This window comes from Stenotrophomonas sp. ZAC14D2_NAIMI4_7 (assembly GCF_003086675.1).
GTDB lineage: Bacteria > Pseudomonadota > Gammaproteobacteria > Xanthomonadales > Xanthomonadaceae > Stenotrophomonas.
Map to the genome: position 1 here is coordinate 562,892 of NZ_CP025995.1, position 16,556 is coordinate 579,447.

14 protein-coding genes are annotated in these 16,556 nt (G+C 67.4%); 12 read left to right on the forward strand and 2 right to left on the reverse strand.

The window, feature by feature from the left end:
• Positions 1-376: 376 nt before the first annotated feature.
• The 11 genes from C1922_RS02535 (at position 377) to C1922_RS02585 (ending at position 12,055) form a co-directional block, all read left to right on the forward strand.
• Complete coding sequence (locus C1922_RS02535; RefSeq protein WP_108748349.1) at positions 377-790, forward strand: YciI family protein; 414 nt, start codon at positions 377-379, stop codon at positions 788-790.
• Between the two features lie 81 nt (positions 791-871).
• Positions 872-1,291 (forward strand): VOC family protein, encoded by a 420-nt coding sequence (locus C1922_RS02540; RefSeq protein WP_108748350.1) that lies wholly within the window; start codon positions 872-874, stop codon positions 1,289-1,291.
• A gap of 33 nt (positions 1,292-1,324) precedes the next feature.
• The gene (locus tag C1922_RS02545; RefSeq protein ID WP_108748351.1) at positions 1,325-1,735 is read left to right on the forward strand and encodes a VOC family protein; all 411 of its coding nucleotides are present in this window, start codon (positions 1,325-1,327) and stop codon (positions 1,733-1,735) included.
• 44 nt (positions 1,736-1,779) lie between these two features.
• Positions 1,780-3,042, forward strand: coding sequence for a sigma-70 family RNA polymerase sigma factor (locus C1922_RS02550; protein WP_108748352.1), 1,263 nt, complete (start codon positions 1,780-1,782; stop codon positions 3,040-3,042).
• Between the two features lie 105 nt (positions 3,043-3,147).
• Positions 3,148-4,344, forward strand: coding sequence for a hypothetical protein (locus C1922_RS02555; RefSeq protein WP_108748353.1), 1,197 nt, complete (start codon positions 3,148-3,150; stop codon positions 4,342-4,344).
• On the forward strand, positions 4,335-5,435 hold the full coding sequence (locus C1922_RS02560) for a hypothetical protein (RefSeq protein ID WP_108748354.1): 1,101 nt from the start codon (positions 4,335-4,337) through the stop codon (positions 5,433-5,435). Before C1922_RS02555 ends, C1922_RS02560 begins: the two co-directional genes overlap by 10 nt.
• A gap of 100 nt (positions 5,436-5,535) precedes the next feature.
• Positions 5,536-6,210, forward strand: a complete 675-nt coding sequence (locus tag C1922_RS02565; protein ID WP_108748355.1) for a hypothetical protein — start codon at positions 5,536-5,538, stop codon at positions 6,208-6,210.
• A gap of 16 nt (positions 6,211-6,226) precedes the next feature.
• On the forward strand, positions 6,227-7,894 hold the full coding sequence (locus tag C1922_RS02570) for a CsgG/HfaB family protein (RefSeq protein WP_108748356.1): 1,668 nt from the start codon (positions 6,227-6,229) through the stop codon (positions 7,892-7,894).
• Between the two features lie 328 nt (positions 7,895-8,222).
• Positions 8,223-9,872, forward strand: coding sequence for a M28 family metallopeptidase (locus C1922_RS02575; RefSeq protein ID WP_108748357.1), 1,650 nt, complete (start codon positions 8,223-8,225; stop codon positions 9,870-9,872).
• 163 nt (positions 9,873-10,035) lie between these two features.
• Positions 10,036-11,295: a histidine kinase gene (locus C1922_RS02580; RefSeq protein WP_108748358.1), complete on the forward strand. Its 1,260-nt coding sequence runs from the start codon at positions 10,036-10,038 to the stop codon at positions 11,293-11,295.
• Positions 11,285-12,055, forward strand: a complete 771-nt coding sequence (locus tag C1922_RS02585; protein ID WP_108748359.1) for a LytTR family DNA-binding domain-containing protein — start codon at positions 11,285-11,287, stop codon at positions 12,053-12,055. Before C1922_RS02580 ends, C1922_RS02585 begins: the two co-directional genes overlap by 11 nt.
• A 72-nt stretch (positions 12,056-12,127) precedes the next feature.
• On the opposite strand, the gene C1922_RS02590 is transcribed toward C1922_RS02585, so the two are convergent.
• Positions 12,128-12,742 (reverse strand): hypothetical protein, encoded by a 615-nt coding sequence (locus tag C1922_RS02590; RefSeq protein WP_108748360.1) that lies wholly within the window; start codon positions 12,740-12,742, stop codon positions 12,128-12,130.
• Positions 12,743-13,051: 309 nt separating this feature from the next.
• Between C1922_RS02590 and C1922_RS02595 the strand changes: the two genes are divergently transcribed.
• The gene (locus tag C1922_RS02595) at positions 13,052-13,978 is read left to right on the forward strand and encodes an oxygenase MpaB family protein (RefSeq protein ID WP_108748361.1); all 927 of its coding nucleotides are present in this window, start codon (positions 13,052-13,054) and stop codon (positions 13,976-13,978) included.
• Positions 13,979-14,174: 196 nt separating this feature from the next.
• Here the strand turns inward: C1922_RS02595 and C1922_RS02600 are convergent, their stop codons facing one another.
• Positions 14,175-16,286, reverse strand: a complete 2,112-nt coding sequence (locus C1922_RS02600; RefSeq protein ID WP_108748362.1) for a M13 family metallopeptidase — start codon at positions 16,284-16,286, stop codon at positions 14,175-14,177.
• Positions 16,287-16,556 lie beyond the last annotated feature (270 nt).

Genomic DNA, 16,556 nt, shown 5'->3' on the forward strand with positions numbered 1-16,556 from the left:
CAAGGAACGTGTCGATTCCCGGCTGTGCTTTTGCTTTCGCCTTTCTCTCTTGATCTCCCGTGGCGGGACAGCCGCGTGAACCTGTCTGGGGCCGGGCGGGTGGGGTTGGCGGGGTATCCGCGCCATGGATGGCGCGGCTAAGCCTCCACGGACGGATTCACGGCGTCCCCGCCAACCCCACCCGCCCGGCTCTCTCGCAGAAAGCCCAGCTTTCCGCGACCAAGCACCCCACCACGGAGGGGCTCCGCCGTTCGCCGGCCCCCGCCGAAGGCGCGCTCTCCGCGAAAGAAATAATTTCCAGGAACCTGTCGATCCCCGTCCTCCTCGTTCGTTGTAAGAGTGAAGGGCGCGCCACTGCCGCCCACCGGAGACCGACATGAAAGTGATGGTGATCGTCAAAGCCAGCGCCGATTCCGAAGCCGGGCGCATGCCCAGCGCAGCGGAACTGACCGCCATGGGCGCCTACAACGAACAACTGGTCGCCGCCGGCATCATGCTCGCCGGCGAAGGCCTGCACGCCACCGCTCGCGGCCATCGCATTCAGTTCGGTGAGGGCGCGCCGGCCGTGCAGGCCGGCCCGTTCGGCCCGGCCGAGCAGCAGATCGCCGGCTTCTGGCTGTGGGACGTGCGGTCGCTGGACGAAGCCATCGAATGGGCGCGGCGCGCACCGTTCAAGCCCGGTGATGCCCTGGAACTGCGCCCGCTGATCACCGCCGAGGACTTCGGCGAGGCTTTCACTCCCGAATTACAGCAACAGGAACAGCGTCTGCGCGAACAGCTGGAGAACTGACCCACCGCCGGGTATGACCCGGCGCTACCCGCACCCCGGCCGCCGGAACGCCCCGGCGCCACCACCCAACGGAGCATTGCCATGAAACTGATTCCCTTCCTTGGCTTCAGCGGCCAGACCCACGATGCCATGGCGTTCTACGCCAAGGCGCTGGGCGGCCAGGTCACCTCGGAAATGAAGTACCGCGACATGCCGCCCTCCGATGAGCCCGGTTGCAGCGAAATGCCGCCGGAAACGCTGGACCACGTGGCACACAGCCAGCTGGAAATCGGTGCGGCGATCCTGATGGCCGCCGATGGTCCGGGCGGTGAAGGTGGCAGCGCCACCACCATCAACGTGGACGTGGACAGCATCGAAGAGGCCGAACGCGTGTTCGCCGCGCTGGCCGAAGGTGGCCAGGTGCAGATGCCGATTGCCGAAACCTTCTGGGCGCACCGCTGGGGTATGTTGATCGACCGCTTCGGCAAGCCGTGGATGGTCAACTGCATGAAGCAGCCGTAACCAGCCCTCTGTTCAACCCAAGGGAAGCAGACCATGAGTGCAGCACAACCGCAGATGATCTTCGTCAACCTGCCCGTGCAGGATCTGGAGGCGTCCAAGACGTTCTTCAGCGCCCTGGGCTACCAGTTCAATCCCGCGTTCACCGACGAGAACGCGGCCTGCATGGTCATCAGCGAAAGCATCTTCGTGATGCTGCTGGTGAAGCCGTTCTTCCAGCAGTTCACCACCAAGGCCATTGCCGATGCACAGGCCAGCACCGAGGTGATCACCTGCCTGTCGGCGGACAGCCGCAAGGCGGTGGATGCGCTGGTGGACAAGGCGCTGGCGGCCGGTGCCAGCGAACCGCAGCCGGCGCGCGATTACGGCTTCATGTACCAGCGTGGCTTCCAGGACCTGGATGGCCATCTGTGGGAGATCGCGCACATGGACGGTGAACCGGGGTGAGCGGCACGCTTGTGGGGCCCGGCCGTTGATGCTGTGATCGGCACATGGCCGAGCCCACCCTGACCCAGCGCATGGACACCCTGTGGCGAATGGAATCGCCCGTGCTGATTGCGCGCCTGGCACGGCTGCTGGGCGGTGACGTGGGCCGTGCCGAAGAGCTGGCCCAAGACACCTGGCTGGCCGCGCTGGAGCGCTGGCCGGCGCAGGGCATGCCGGACAACCCGGGGGCCTGGTTGATGACCACCGCACGCAACCGTGCCATCGATGTGCTGCGCCAGCACCAGCGCGTGGCCCAGCAGCACGCGCAGTGGGGCGAGCTGCTGCACCCGGCCGCGCTGCCCGCGCCCGATGACAACCCGATGCTGGAAGACGACCTGGGCGACGATCTGCTGCGGTTGATGTTCGTGGCCTGCCACCCGCTGCTGCCGGCCGATGCCCGGGTGGCGCTGACCCTGCGGCTGCTCGGTGGCCTGACCACGGTGGAGATCGCCCGCGCGTTCCTGCAGCCGGAGCCCACCATCGCCCAGCGCATCGTGCGTGCCAAGCGCACGCTGGCGCAGAAGCAGGTGCCGTATGAAGTGCCGCGCGCCGACGCGCTGCCGGAGCGGCTTGGTTCGGTACTGGAAGCGATCTACCTGATCTTCAACGAGGGCTACGCGGCCAGCGCCGGTGATGACTGGATGCGCCCGGCGCTGTGCGAGGAAGCCCTGCGACTGGCGCGCATCCTGGCCCATCGCATGCCGGCACCGCCGGTGCTGGGGCTGTTGGCGCTGATGGAACTGCAGGCCTCGCGCGCGGCTGCGCGGGTGGATGCGCAGGGGGCGCCGGTGCTGCTGGACCAGCAGAACCGCGCGCACTGGGACTGGCTGCAGATCTCCCGTGGACAGCAGGCGCTGGCGCAGGCCGTGGCCGCCGGTGGCCAGCACGATGTCTACGTGCTGCAGGCGCAGATTGCCGCCTGCCATGCCGCCGCGCGGCAGGCCGCAGACACCGACTGGGCACGCATCGCGGCGTTGTACGCACAGCTGCTGCAGGTGATGCCTTCGCCGGTGGTGGCACTGAACCGCGTGGTGGCGGTATCGCGCAGCGACGGCGCGTTCGCGGCATGGGCGCTGCTGCAGCCGCTGCTGGTGGATGCTCGGCTGCAGGGCTATGCGCCGCTGCAGGTGGTGCGCGGCGAGCTGCTGCTGCAGTTGGGGCGGGAGGCGGATGCGCGTGACGCATTTGCCACGGCGGCGGCACAGACCCCCAATGCCGCCGAGCGCGCCGTGTTGCGGGAAAGGGCCGGCCACGCCCCGGAAAACTGAAGCCGACCACGGCAGCACTTGTCGGCTGGCGCCTGAGCGGCTATGTTTCGCGCCCAGCGAGCGTGAACGCGTTCGCATTCCGTGTGTAGACCCAGGAGCGGTTGGATGTTTTCAAGGACGAAGAGCGCGCCGCGCGCTTTTGCGCGCCTGCTTGCCTATGTGTTGTGCCTGGCCGTGTGGCCGCTGGCAACCCAGGCCGCAGAGAAATCACAACAGGCCTACTGGGCCGGTTTCGCCTATACCGCCGATGCCGCTGCCGTGAAGGCGACCACGCCGCACGCGCAGGCCGTGCTGGAATCGCGCGGCCTGCTGCCGTTGAACCAGACCCTGTGGCAGGCACTGCAACGCCGCAAGCCGGCGCAGCTGGAGCTGATCGACCAGCCGGTGGCCATGCTGGACGGCACCACCAGCGCTACCGTGCTGGCCGCCGCCCTGGACCGCGAACTGGTGTCGGTCGAGCCGATCGGCAACCAGTACAAGGTGCTGGTGGAGGTGGCCCTGCAGGCGCTGTTCTTCGACTTCCGCGAGCGCCAGGTGATTGCGTCCTATCCGCTCACCCTGCAGCGCATTGACGTGCAGGATTACCGCCCGGACCGCGACGATATCGACGCGATCGTGGCCGACCTGCTGTACGGCAGTGCCGATACCAGCCTGTCACAGGTGCTGGCCCAGGCCCTGGCCCAGGCCAGGTTGCCGGAAGCGGCCACGCGCCGCCTGCAGGTGGGCGCGGTCACCCTGTCCGATGCCACGCTGGCCAAGCTGCCGGACCCGAAGTGGGCCGACACGCTGCGCGCCACCCTGGCCCACGAGCTGTCCAAGACGCTGTCGTCCAACACCGGCGTCGGCCTGCTGCCGCCAGCCTCGGGCCAGGCGATCGGCGGCGCCATGGCCGCGCGGTTTGCCGACGGCAAGGTCTACCAGCTGAAGATTCCCGAGGCCGATTACCTGATCAGCGTGCAGGTGGATGCGCTGAAGAACGGCGTGATCGAAGAAACCCCGGCGATGAAGACGATGCTGTTCGGCGCGTTCTTCACCGCGAAGGTGACCGAGCCGTTCTCGGGCAAGGTCTATTTCGAACAGCCGCTGCGCAAGGGCGCCACCAAGGTGGTGCCGGTCACGCAGTGGCAGGTTGACCAGTGGTCGGCCAGCTACGAAACCCTGCTGGCGGGCTTTGATGCCTTCGCCGGCGCCGCCGCCAAGCGTGCCGATTCACGCACCTGGCTGGACGAACAGAAGCCGGGCGGCCGCCCGTTGCAGCAGCAGACCCAAGCCCTCCAGGAGTTGATCAAATCATGTCGTTGATGCGTACCATCCTGCTCATCCTCATCGCCCTGGCGGTGGCTTCGCCGGTCGCGGCGCAGTCCGCCAGCTCGCGCGGCACCGGTTCGGCCAGCTACAGCCTGCGCCTGAGCGCCGGCACCCGCGCCGAAGCCCTGGAAAAAGCCAAGGTGAATGCACTGGAGGCGTACATCGCCGAAACCGGTGCAGCCAAACTGCGCCTGTTCGAAGCGCGCCGCGCCGAGTTCATCGGTGAAATCGACCGCTACGTGCTCAGCGCCGTGCAGCTGTCGGACAACGAAGACAAGAAGGCCAAGACCTACAGCGTGACCGTGCGTGCGGAAATCAACACCACGCTGCTGCAGACCAAGTTGGACGCGGGCTCGGCCGTGGCCGGCGCCACCGCGGCCCAGCGTTCCCTGCTCACCTTCCTGTTCATGGCGCGCTCGCAGGACACCGTGCAGTCGTTCCAGGACAAGGAATACCGCCGCGCCGACGTAAGCACCAGCTACAGCGAGAACACCCGCGAAGGTGATTCGTTCCGTGGCAACTCGGTCAGCACCAACGGCAGCATCAACCAGAACGGCTCGATGTCGGTCACCACCGGCGGCAGCACCACCGCACGCAGCGACAACATCAGCTGGAAGGTGGCCAATGCGGCTGAAGTGAACACCGCCATGACCGGTGCCTTCAGCGCCGCCGGCTATGAAGTGGTGGAAGCGGAGTACGTGGAAGGTGAGTCGCGCGGCCTGCTGAACATCGAACGCATCCGCAAGGATTTCAGCACCGGCAACGATCTGGCCCCGGCCACCCTGCGCGATACCGCCAATGGCATCCGCGCGGCCAACATTCCGTACATCGCGGTGGGCACGCTGGACGTGGGCATGCGCGATCGCGATCCGGCCAGCGGCAACACCCGCGTGTTCGTCACCGTTACCGGCAAGGTGCTGGACGTGACCGGTCGCTTCCCGCGCACCGTGTCTTCGGTCGGCCCGGTGCAGTACTCCGGTACCGGCCCGAACGAAACCGTGGCCCGTACCAACGCGCTGCAGCTGGCAGCCGAAAAGGCCGCGCAGCAGATGATCAACGAACTGAACGTCAAGGCGGTTCGCTGATCCGCCACCCCGGTGGGTGCCGAGCGTGCTCGGCATCGCCCCGGGGCTACCGATTCCCCACGTGCCGCACTGCGGCCGTCTCTCTCATAAAGGAACTCCCATGATCCGCACTACCGCTCTTGCCGTGGCCATTGCCGCCGCCACCCTGTCGATGCCGGCCCACGCTGGCCTGGGCAAGCTGAAGGACCTGGCCGGTGCCGCCACCGGCACCTCCGCCAGCGCCTCCAGCGCCGCCGCACCGGATGAAGCTGCGCAGGAAGCGCTGGTGCGCCGTTTCGTCAGCTCGCAGTCGCATTCGCTGCAGGCGCAGACCTCGTTCGCCCGCGCCTTCGGCCTGGCCGAGCAGGTGCAGTTGCTGGAAGCCGAGCGCCAGGCGCTGTCGTCCGGTTCGGTGAGCGTGGATGCCATGAAGAAGTCCGTCTCGGTGAGCGAGTCGGCCCAGGCCGCCATCGATGAGCGCGTGGCCGCGCAGCCCGAACTGAGCGCCGAATCGAAGCAGCACTACGCCGAAGGCCTGGTGTCGATGCTGGCCTCGGCCGCCGAAGCACAGAAGCTGGGCGGCGAAGCCAGCAACTTCACTGCCGGCATGAAGAACCTGGGCGCCACCCAGCTGGCCACCGTGGGCCGCAAGCTGGCTGCCGGTGCGTGGGTGGCCAAGGAATCGCCGGGCTTCATCAAGGGCCTGTACAGCTCGTCCAAGTCGGCTGTGACCTTCGCCAAGAAGAGCAAGGTGAAGGTGCCGTCCAACGCCGATTCGCTGCTCGACAGCCTCTGATAGCAGGTCCATGTCCATGCGCACCACCACCCGACTGATCGGCCTGGGCCTGGCCGCTGCCTTGCTGGCGGCCTGTGGCGACAAGGAAGCCCCGGCGGCAGACACCGCGCCGGCCCCCGCCAAGGAGAAGGCAGCCAGCGCGCTGGCCAGCAACGCACCGGCCGACGACGCGCCGTTGCGCGGCACGCCGGATTTCGGCGGCACTACCCAGGTCGCGCGCGAGGCCGATGGCATCGGCAGCACGCCGGAACTGGCGGTGCTGGCCGCCCTGCAGTCGGCGGTGGCGCAGGTCAATGGCGTGCGCGTGGCCAGCCAGATGCAGGGCCTGCGCGCAGGCCTGCATGTGGACGTGGATGGGGAACACGTCGGCGATATCCGCGCCGACGCGTTCACCCAGCAGATGATTGCCGGCTCGCAGGGCGCGGTGCTGGGCTATGAAATCCTGTCGCAGGACGAAGTGCGGCAGCTGGATGAAGAAACCATTGCCCGCGTGCGCGCCAGCGATGAAGGCTGGAGCTTCAAGGGCTCGGCCTCGGCCAGCGCGTCGGGCCAGGCCTCGGCGAAGGCCTCCGGCGGCGGTGGTTCGGCCGAAGCCAGCTACAAGGAAAACTACGAAGAGAACGTGCAGGTGGACGCCAAGCGCGGCGCCAGTTCGTTCGATTCGGACGTGACCCACCGCAGCATGCGCAGCTACTGGAAGGTGCGCGTGCGTGCGCAGATTGCCCAGTACCGCGCGCCGGACGAGCAGGGCAAGCCGAAGATCGTGGTGGCCCTGCCGCGCACCAAGTCGGGCAGCTACGCCGTGGGCGATGGTCGCGTGGATGCCGGCGAAGTGGCCGATGCCATTCGCGCGCGGCTGTCCGATACGCTGACCCAGACCCAGCGCTTCATCGTGCTGGACCGCGAATTTGGCGATGAACTGCAGGCCGAGATCGACCACATCAACAGCGGCAACGTGCGCCTGCAGGACACCGCACGCATCGGCCAGCAGTTGGCGACCGATCTGATCCTGATTCCCACCATCGAACGCTTCGAGTACCCGCGCAGCGTGCGCAACCTGCGCATGTCCGATCGCCAGGTCACCTCGTACTCCGGTGGCGGCCGCATCACCCTGCGCCTGGTCAACGCCACCACCGGCCAGGTGGTGATGTCCGACAGCTTCGACCACCAGCTGGCCTCGACCGGCCCCAGCACGCTGCCGCGCGTGGTCAATGGCCGCAACATGGCCGCCTCGATGATGGAGTCGTTGTCCGGGCAGATCGGCACGACCATCGTCACCACGCTGTTCCCGGTGTCGGTGGTGTCGGTGGATGGTGACCAGGTGGTGCTGAGCCAGGGCGGTGAAACGCTGCAGGCCGGCCAGCGCTGGCAGGCGGTGCGTCTGGGCGAAGAACTGAAGGACCCGCAGACCGGTCGTTCGCTGGGCCGCAGCGAGCACCCGTGCTGCACCATCCGCATCGATCGCGTGGCCGCGCAGACCTCGTACGGCACCATCGAAGACGGCGTGGACGCAACCCGCGGTGGCTTCCGCCCCGGCCAGATCGAGCTGCGGCAGAAGCTGGGCAGCAAGCCGGCCGCCGCTGCCACGGCAAGCGCATCGGCGGCACCGGCCGCCAGCGCACGCCCGGCCGCCAAGCCCAAGCCCAAGGCCGCTGCGGCACCGGCAGAAGACCCGAACTGGTAACACCTCGCGCGGGGTCAGATCCCTTTCCCACCGGGAAGGGCTCTGACCCCTTGGTGTCTGTGTCCGTGTCGACCAAGGTCGACACCTGCCATCAGTACCGCGAATCTGTCGAAGGCGGGGTGGGTCCGGTTGCGGGGGACGCTGCAAGTACGTCCCTGTAAGCTCGGTCGCCGCATCCATGCGGCTCACGCCCCCGCAACCGGACCCACCCCGCCTATCCTCAGGAAGCCCGCTGTTGCTTCTGCTGTTGCCCTGGCTTCGGCGGGTGCAGGGCGCAGCCCTGCCGAACCCCTTACACTCCGGTAGGTTTGTCCTGCTGGAGAGAGCAATGAAACGAGTGGCACTGGGCCTGCTGGCCCTGTCGGTGAGCAGCGCATTGATGGCGGCCACGCCGAAGTTCGATGGCGCGCGTATTTCCGCCGATGTGAAGGAGCTGGCCTCCGACGCGTATGAAGGCCGCTCGCCGGCCACCGCCGGCGAAGAGAAGACCATCGCCTACCTCAGCAAGCAGTTCGCCGACGCCGGCCTGCAGCCGGGCGGCGACCTGAAGGACGGCAAGCGCCTGTGGACCCAGGCCGTGCCGCTGCTCAAGGGCGATATCGTCGGCGCGCCGCAGCTGGCGCTGCACCAGGGCGGCAAGACCGTGGCGCTGCAGCAGGGCAAGCAGATTGCCGTGCGCGCGGCCATGAACGGCGCCAGCGCGGTGGATATCAGCAAGGCACCGCTGGTGTTCCTGGGCTATGGCGTGAAAGCGCCGGAACGCAACTGGGACGACTTCAAGGGCGTGGACCTGAAGGGCAAGATCGCCGTGGTGCTGATCAACGACCCCGACTTCGAGACCGGCAAGGGCGACTTCGACGGCAAGGGCATGACCTGGTACGGCCGCTGGCCGTACAAGTACGAAGAGGGTGCCCGCCAGGGTGCGCTGGGCGTGCTGATCGTGCATGAGACCGCGCCGGCATCCTACGGCTGGGCCACCGTGGCTGGTTCCAACACCAACACCATGTTCGACGTGGTGCGTGACAACCCGGCCGACACCCACCCGACGCTGGAAGGCTGGATCCAGCGCGATCTGGCGGTGGAGCTGTTCCGCTCGGCCGGTCTGGATTTCGAGGCGCTGAAGAAGAAAGCGCAGCAGCGCGACTTCACCCCGGTGCCGCTGACCGGCGCCAGCCTGGATGCGAAGTACGCGGTGAAGACCGAAGTAATCACCTCGCACAACGTGGCCGCGCGCCTGGAAGGCAGCCGCTACCCGGACGAGACCATCGTCTACAGTGCGCACTGGGACCACATCGGCGTGGGTGAGCCCGATGCCCGCGGCGACCGCATCTTCAACGGTGCGCTGGACAACGCCAGCGGCACCGCCTCGCTGCTGGAACTGGCCCGTGGCTTCGCCAAGGGCAAGCGCCCGGAACGTTCGGTGCTGTTCCTGGCGGTCACCGCCGAGGAAAAGGGCCTGCTGGGTTCGGAGTACTACGCCACCCATCCGCTGTACCCGCTGGAAAAGACCGTGGCGATGATCAACATGGACGGCATGGCGCCGTTCGGTCCGTCGCGCGATTTCGGCATCTACGGCACCGCCCGCTTCGAGCTGCTGGACCAGTTGAAGGACGTGGCCAAGGGCTGGGACATCCGCTACACGCCCGACCCGAAGCCGGAAGCGGGCCTGTTCTTCCGTTCCGACCACTTCTCGTTCGCCAAGCGCGGCGTGCCGGCGCTGTCCTGGTCGGCCGGCCAGGACTGGGTGGACGGTGGCGTGGCGGCGGGCAAGAAGGCGTCCGACGATTACACCGCCAAGCGTTACCACCAGCAGGGCGACGAGTGGCAGCCGGATTGGGTGTTCGCCGGTGCGGCACGCGACCTGGAAGTGCTCTACACGCTGGGCAGCCAGCTGGCCAACTCGCGCAGCTGGCCGAACTGGAGCACCGACGAGTCGTTCCGCGCCGTGCGTGACGCCAGCGCCGACCAGCGCAAGTAAGGCAAGGCGGGGCGCTGCCCCGCCACCTGCCGGTAGCGCCGGGCCATGCCCGGCGTTGCTGTAACACCTTCCATCCCCACTTTCCGGGGGTTCGTCGCAGGCCGCTTGTCTGCCCGGTGCGCCGGCCTATGCTCGGCTCACCCCTTCCCACCAAGGCACTGCCGTGTTCGCCAGCCTTACTCTCATCGTTCGTCATCTGTTGGCCTGGGCCGTGGCGCTGCTGGTGGCAGGCATGGTCTGGAGCGGCATCTTCAGCGGCATGAACGATGGCCCGGGCTGGATCTTCGGCCTGCTGGCGATGTTCCTGATGATTACTGCGCTGGGCAGCGCCATTACCCATGTGCGCCGGGTGTGGATGGTGGCCGGCAAGCTGGACGGCAGTACCTTGTCCGGCCGCCAGCGGCGCCAGGTGGAACTGCCCATGGACGCCGGCCAGGCCTACGCGGTGGTCGAGGCGGCGGTGGCCGAGCTGCCGCGCGTGGAAGACGTGGAAAATTCGGCCGGCAGCCTGCAGGTGCGCGCCTACGTGCGCCGCGTGGACCCCTGGAACGGCCGCCAGCCCTCGCGCTGGAACCTGCCGGCACGGCTGGCGATCAAGCGCAACAGCGTGCAGGCCACGGTCACTCCGGGGCAGGGCACCAGCACGGTCACCCTGCTGTTCGAACCCGATGCGGGCTGGTGGGCCGATCTGCTGGCGCTGGATGAAGGCAGCAATTACGAGAACGCTGAAGCGGTGACCCGCGCGATCAGCCGCCGGGTGGCCGACCAGCGCCGCGACGAACAGGCCGCCGCCGAGCAGACCCAGGTGGAGAAGGAACTGTCGGTGGCGCGGCTGAACCTGCTGCACGCACAGGTGGAACCGCACTTCCTGTACAACACGCTGGCCAATGCGCAGGTGCTGACCCGCACCGATCCAGGCCGCGCCGAGCAGATGCTGGGGCACTTGATCCAGTACCTGCGCAGTTCGCTGCCGCAGGTGGATGAATCGGTGTCGACCCTGGGCGTGGAGCTGGAACGCACGCGCGCCTATCTGGAAATCCTGCGCATCCGCATGGGCGCGCGGTTGGCAGTGGAAGTGCAGGTGCCCAACGAACTGCACGGCGTGCATCTGCCGGCGATGGCCCTGCAGACGCTGGTGGAAAACGCGATCAAGCACGGCCTGGAGCCCAAGCCGGGTGGCGGCACGATCTGGATCCTGGCGCGTGGCTTCGACGACCACGTGACCGTAACGGTGGCCGATGATGGGCTGGGCTTCGGCCACGGCACCAGCGGCACCGGTATCGGCCTGAAGAACCTGCGCGAGCGCCTGCGCTTGACCTGCGGCGAGCAGGCCGGCGTGGCGATCGTGGCCAACTTCCCCTCGGGCGTGGCCGCTACCATGACCCTGCCGCAGCCGGCCAAGGAGCGCACCCATGCCGCTTGAAGCCCTGATTGCCGAAGACGAAGAACTGCTGCGCCAGGCACTGGTGGAACAACTGGCGCGGCTGTGGCCGGAACTGAAGCTGGTGGCCGCGTGCGAGGACGGCGCCAGTGCGTTGGAACAACTGGCCGAGAAACAGCCGGACATCGCCTTCCTGGATATCCGCATGCCGGGCATCAGCGGCATCGAAGTGGCCCGTTCGCTGTCCGAACTGAGCCCGCGCACGCAGGTGGTGTTCGTGACCGCCTACGACCAGTACGCCATCGATGCGTTCGAACAGGGCGCGATGGACTACCTGCTGAAGCCGGTCAGCGATGAGCGGCTGCTGGCCACGCGCGAACGCATCCTGTCGCGCCTGCCATCCACGCGCCAGGACGATGCCGTTCTTGAACGGCTGCTGCAGCGACTGGGCCCGTCGCAGACGCAGCCCGAGCGTCCGCCGCTGGCCTGGATCACCGCCAGCAATGGCCGCGAAACGCAGCTGATCATGCTGGACGACGTGGTCTACTTCCGCGCCGACAACAAATACACCACCGTGGTGACCGCCGAGGGAGAAAGCCTGCTGCGCACGCCGCTGCGCGAACTGCTGGAGGCGCTGGACCCGCAGCAGTTCCGGCAGATCCACCGTTCCACCATCGTGCACATGAAGGCGGTGGCGGCGGTCAGCCGCGACGATACCGGCAGGGGCGTGCTGCGCCTGCGCCAGCGCCCGGAAACGCTGGTGGTCAGCCAGCCGTTCATGAGCCTGTTCCGCGGCATGTAGCTGGCGCCAGAAAGAACAATGCCACCGTGGCAGTGCACGGTGGCATTGTGGCTCCCCCCGCTTTCCGGGTGATCAGAACGCCGGTTGCAGCGTCATGTCGTGGTGGTGTTCGGTCTCGCCCACATGGTTCAGGCGGCCCACCAGTTCCGAGTGCTGCTTCATGCGCCCGATCTCGGTCATGATGCGGATGTCTTCATGGCGCAGTTCGCGCCGGGCGGTGACCGCCTGCTTGTAGTCCAGCACTTCCGGGTAGTGCTCGGCCAGGTCCAGCGCTTCGGCCACGCATTCCACGCTGTCGGCACTGGAGCTGATGCGCGCGCGGCTGTTGAAGGCCTTCATCCAGCGTTCGAAGCCGGCGGTGTGGTCGAACATGTTGGCCATGAACCAGATGACGAACAGGATCGACACCCACGAACCGAACACGATCACCACGCGGGTGAAAGTGATATGGAAGTCGTCGCGCCACAGGTAGTTGGCGATCAGGCCCAGGATCAGCAGCGACGCTGCCTGCCAACCGACGATGGAAGCCATCAGCCACTGGCACTTCGCCTTGGCCAGCACGGCCACCTCGTCGCGGATCTGCTGCTCGCTCAGGTTGCGCCAGTGCGCGACCTGTTTTTCGAACGGGCTGCTGTACAGCTCGTTGTCCCGCAGCAGCATTCCCAAACCCTTGAACAAAGCAATCATGGCTGGCTCCTTTCTGGAACGTGCGTCGATCAGCATTGGACGATGTGGCGGATTCAGTTCTAGCACTTCCAGCGGCCGGTGCAATGGGCGCAAAGCGAAGGGGCGCAAGGGTTTTGCCTGAATGCGTGAAGATTGGTGCGGCGCATCATCGCGTTCGGAGGCTGCGACAAGATGTCGCAGGGTGAATCGTGCTGCGTGCGCACATGCTGCCGCCGCGCGGCTGCCGGGCTCGCCGCAGGGCGCCGGATCGCCCAGAATCAAGCCGGACCGCGCAGAACCCGGTCGATTCCGCCACCCACTGGACCCCGTATGCCGCCGTTGCTGCACCGCTTGACCCGCCCGGTTACCGCGCCCATCCGCCGCTGGGTGCTCGACGCCTTCCCGCGTGGCCAGAGCGGCATCGATTACGACCACCCGCAGGGCGATCCCGGCTGGTTCGGGCCGGACAGCATCACATGGCGCGTGCATGCCGAGCTGCCGTCCATGCTGGCCGGCGGGCTGTGCGCGCTGATGCTGCAGACCCTGCACCCGCGCGCGCTGGCCGGTGTGTATGACCACTCCAATTTCCGCCAGGACCTGGTGGGGCGCTTGCGCCGCACCACGGCCTTCGTGGCCGGCACCAGCTACGCGCCCAGTGGCGAAGTGGAAACGCTGGTGGCCAAGGTGCGCCACATCCATGCGCAGATCCGCGGCCGCACCGCGCAGGGCCAGGCGTATGCGGCTGATGATCCGCACCTGCTGACGTGGGTGCACGTGACCGAGGCCTACGGCTTCCTGCAGGGCTACCGCCGCTATGGGCGCGAGGTTCCCGAAGCCATTGCTGACCGCTACTACGACGAGTACCGCTGCGTGGCCGAGGCGCTGGGCGCGGTGGACGTGCCGCGCAGCGAGGCGGAAGTGGCGGCGTATTTCTGTGCGCGCCAGCCCGAGTTGATGGCCGATGCGCGTTCGCGCGAAGTGCTGGACGTGCTGTCTGCGGTGAACCTGCCGGTGCCGGTCCCGGGGCTGTCACGCGCGGTGTTCCTGGGCGCCGGCGCAGCGCTGTTGCCGGACTGGGCCGAGGCGATGCTGGAACGCACGACTGCCCAGCGTGCGCAGGCGGCGGCTTCGGCAAAGCTGATGCAGGGCATGGCGCCGCTGTTCCGCCGCGCATTGCCCGATGGCCTGGCTACGCGGGCGTGCGCACGCATGGGCGTGCCGGTGGAAGTATTGCGCGAGTGGCCGGCAGCGCGGTGATCCACACTACGCGTGGATGGCACCCGGCGCACTGCCCTTGGTAGGTGCCAACCTTGGTTGGCACAGACAGGCAGCGGCCATCACCCATCTGGAGCCCGGGTGCCGGACGGATCGTGCCAACCCAGGTTGGCACCCACCAGGGCATCCCGCCCCCCGCAAACGAAACGGGCGCCTTTCGGCGCCCGTTCGCATTACATCACCACACCTTGACCCGCTTTTCCGGGGCCAGGTACAGCTTCTGGCCATCCTTCACTTCAAACGCCGGGTACCAGGCGTCGATGTTGCGCACGGTCAGCGCACGGAACTGGCCCGGTGCGTGCACGTCGGTCAGCAGCGAATTGCGCAGCGCCTGCTCGCGGCTCTTGCTGCGCCAGGCCTGGGCGAAGCCCAGGAAGAAGCGCTGGTCCGGGGTGAAGCCTTCCAGGGTCTGGCCCGGCTTGCCCTGCAACGACAGCTGGTAGGCATCGTAGGCGGTGCCCAGGCCGGCCACGTCGGCGATGTTCTCGCCCAGGGTCAGCTTGCCGTTCACGTGCACGCCCGGGAACGGTTCGTAGCTGCTGAACTGCGCGGCCAGCGCATCACCGGCGGCGTTGAACTGCTTCAGGTCTTCGGCGGTCCACCAGTTGTGCAGCTTGCCGGTGGCATCGAACAGCGCGCCGGCGTTGTCGAAGCCATGGCTGATCTCGTGGCCGATCACCGCGCCGATCGCACCGTAGTTCACCGCATCGTCGGCGGCACCGTCGAAGAACGGCGGCTGCAGGATCGCGGCCGGGAACACCAGGCGGTTTTCCAGCGGCACGTTCATCGCGTTGATGGTCTGCGGCAGCATGGCCCACTCGCTGTGGTCCACCGGCTTGCCCAGCTTGGCGATGTTGCGCTCGTACTCGAAGCGTTCGGCACGCTGCGCATTGCCCAGCGGATCGTCGCGGCGGATCTCCAGGCCGGTGTAGTCACGCCACTTGTCCGGGTAACCCATGCCCACGGTCAGGCCGGCCACCTTGGCCTTGGCGCTGGCCTTGGTCTGCGGTGACATCCAGGCCAGTGCATCGATGCGCTTGGCGAAGGCGGCAATGATGTTCTTTGCCATCTCGTCGGCGCGTTCCTTGGTCTTCGCGTCGAAGTGCTTTTCCACGTAGCGCTTGCCGATGGCTTCGCCGACGGCGTGGTTGGCATCGTCCACCGCGCGCTTCCAGCGATCGCTCTGCTGCGGGGTGCCGCTGAGTGCGGTGCCGTGGAAGGCGAAGCGGGCGTCGGCGAAGGTCTTGGGCAGGTAGCTGGCGGCACGGTCCAGGGCGTGGAAGGTCATGTAGTCCTTCCAGGCATCCAGCGGCTCGGTGGCCACCAGCTTGGACAGGCCGGCCACGGCCTTGGGCTGCCAGACGATGAAGTCCTGCTGCTGGCCCAGCTTGGCCGCTTCCAGGAACGCGGCCCAGTCCATGCCCGGCGCCTTGGCGCTGAAATCGGCCTGGGTCCAGGGGTTGGCGCCCTTGGTCACATCGTTGGTTTCTTCCTGGGTGGCATGCGCCTGGGCGATCTTGGTTTCCAGCGCCAGGATGCGCTGCGCCTTGCCGGCCGGGTCGGCCACGCCGGCCAGCTGCAGCACCTTGGCGATGTAGGCCTGGTACTGCTTGCGCAGTTCGGCCATGCGGCCATCGCCCAGGTAGAAGTCACGGTCGGGCATGCCCAGGCCGCCCTGCACCAGGTACGGCGCGGTGCGGTCGGGCTGCAGCAGATCCACCGACACCCACAGGCCGAACAGACGGTCGGTGTAGAAATTGGTGGCGTTCAGCAGGTCCACGTCGGCGCGCATGTCATCGCCCAGTGCACGGGCCAGGCCGGCCTTGTCGGTGATCGCACCGATGGCCTGCAGCTGCGGCTGCACCGGGGCCACGCCGCGCTTTTCAATGCCGGCTTCATCCATGTAAGCGGCGTAGTAATCGCCGATCAGCTTGTCATCGCCGCTGGCCTGCGCATTGCCGGCCGCACCTTCCAGGATGGCGCGGGTATCGGCCTGGGTCTTTTCGGCAATCACGTTGAAGCTGCCAAAGCGCGAACGGTCGGCCGGAATCTCGGTGTTCTTCACCCAGCTGCCATTGGCGAAACCGAAGAAGTCATCGCCGGCGGCGATGCTGCGGTCCATGCCGCTGGCATCGAAGCCGAAGCTGCCCAGCATCGGCTTGGCGGCAGCCGGCGCGGCGTCGGCGGGGGCGGCCGTACCTGCCGCCGGCTCGGCCGGGCGATCGCAGGCGGCCAGGGACAGGCTGGCGAGAATGGCCAGCGCCAGGGTGGGACGGCGCAGCTTGGACATGGACTTCTCTTGCGACGGAAAACCCCAAGTCTAATCCCCTGCGGCAGCGCCGGACGCGCGCCAGCACGGGTTCGGGTGTGCGCGATCTGGCTGAACACGCGCCGCCGCGCTTCACGCAGTCATCGCGCTGGTGCATGCTGCGGGGTAGGGACCCACACAGGGAATGGCCCGCGGAGCAGGTGCAGGCGTCAAGAATGCCGCGCTGCGGCCGCTCTGGTCGGGGATGTGGAGGAATCGTTCGCGCATGAAGCCAGCTGTCTGCACAGGGAA

Coding starts and splice junctions, on each gene's coding strand:
- C1922_RS02560 (WP_108748354.1), top strand. CDS start 4,335: ATGTCGTTGATGCGTACCATCCTGCTCATCCTCATCGCCCTGGCGGTG.
- C1922_RS02540 (WP_108748350.1), top strand. CDS start 872: ATGAAACTGATTCCCTTCCTTGGCTTCAGCGGCCAGACCCACGATGCC.
- C1922_RS02590 (WP_108748360.1), bottom strand. CDS start 12,742: ATGATTGCTTTGTTCAAGGGTTTGGGAATGCTGCTGCGGGACAACGAG.
- C1922_RS02600 (WP_108748362.1), bottom strand. CDS start 16,286: ATGTCCAAGCTGCGCCGTCCCACCCTGGCGCTGGCCATTCTCGCCAGC.
- C1922_RS02595 (WP_108748361.1), top strand. CDS start 13,052: ATGCCGCCGTTGCTGCACCGCTTGACCCGCCCGGTTACCGCGCCCATC.
- C1922_RS02585 (WP_108748359.1), top strand. CDS start 11,285: ATGCCGCTTGAAGCCCTGATTGCCGAAGACGAAGAACTGCTGCGCCAG.
- C1922_RS02565 (WP_108748355.1), top strand. CDS start 5,536: ATGATCCGCACTACCGCTCTTGCCGTGGCCATTGCCGCCGCCACCCTG.
- C1922_RS02575 (WP_108748357.1), top strand. CDS start 8,223: ATGAAACGAGTGGCACTGGGCCTGCTGGCCCTGTCGGTGAGCAGCGCA.
- C1922_RS02570 (WP_108748356.1), top strand. CDS start 6,227: ATGCGCACCACCACCCGACTGATCGGCCTGGGCCTGGCCGCTGCCTTG.
- C1922_RS02550 (WP_108748352.1), top strand. CDS start 1,780: ATGGCCGAGCCCACCCTGACCCAGCGCATGGACACCCTGTGGCGAATG.
- C1922_RS02545 (WP_108748351.1), top strand. CDS start 1,325: ATGAGTGCAGCACAACCGCAGATGATCTTCGTCAACCTGCCCGTGCAG.
- C1922_RS02555 (WP_108748353.1), top strand. CDS start 3,148: ATGTTTTCAAGGACGAAGAGCGCGCCGCGCGCTTTTGCGCGCCTGCTT.
- C1922_RS02535 (WP_108748349.1), top strand. CDS start 377: ATGAAAGTGATGGTGATCGTCAAAGCCAGCGCCGATTCCGAAGCCGGG.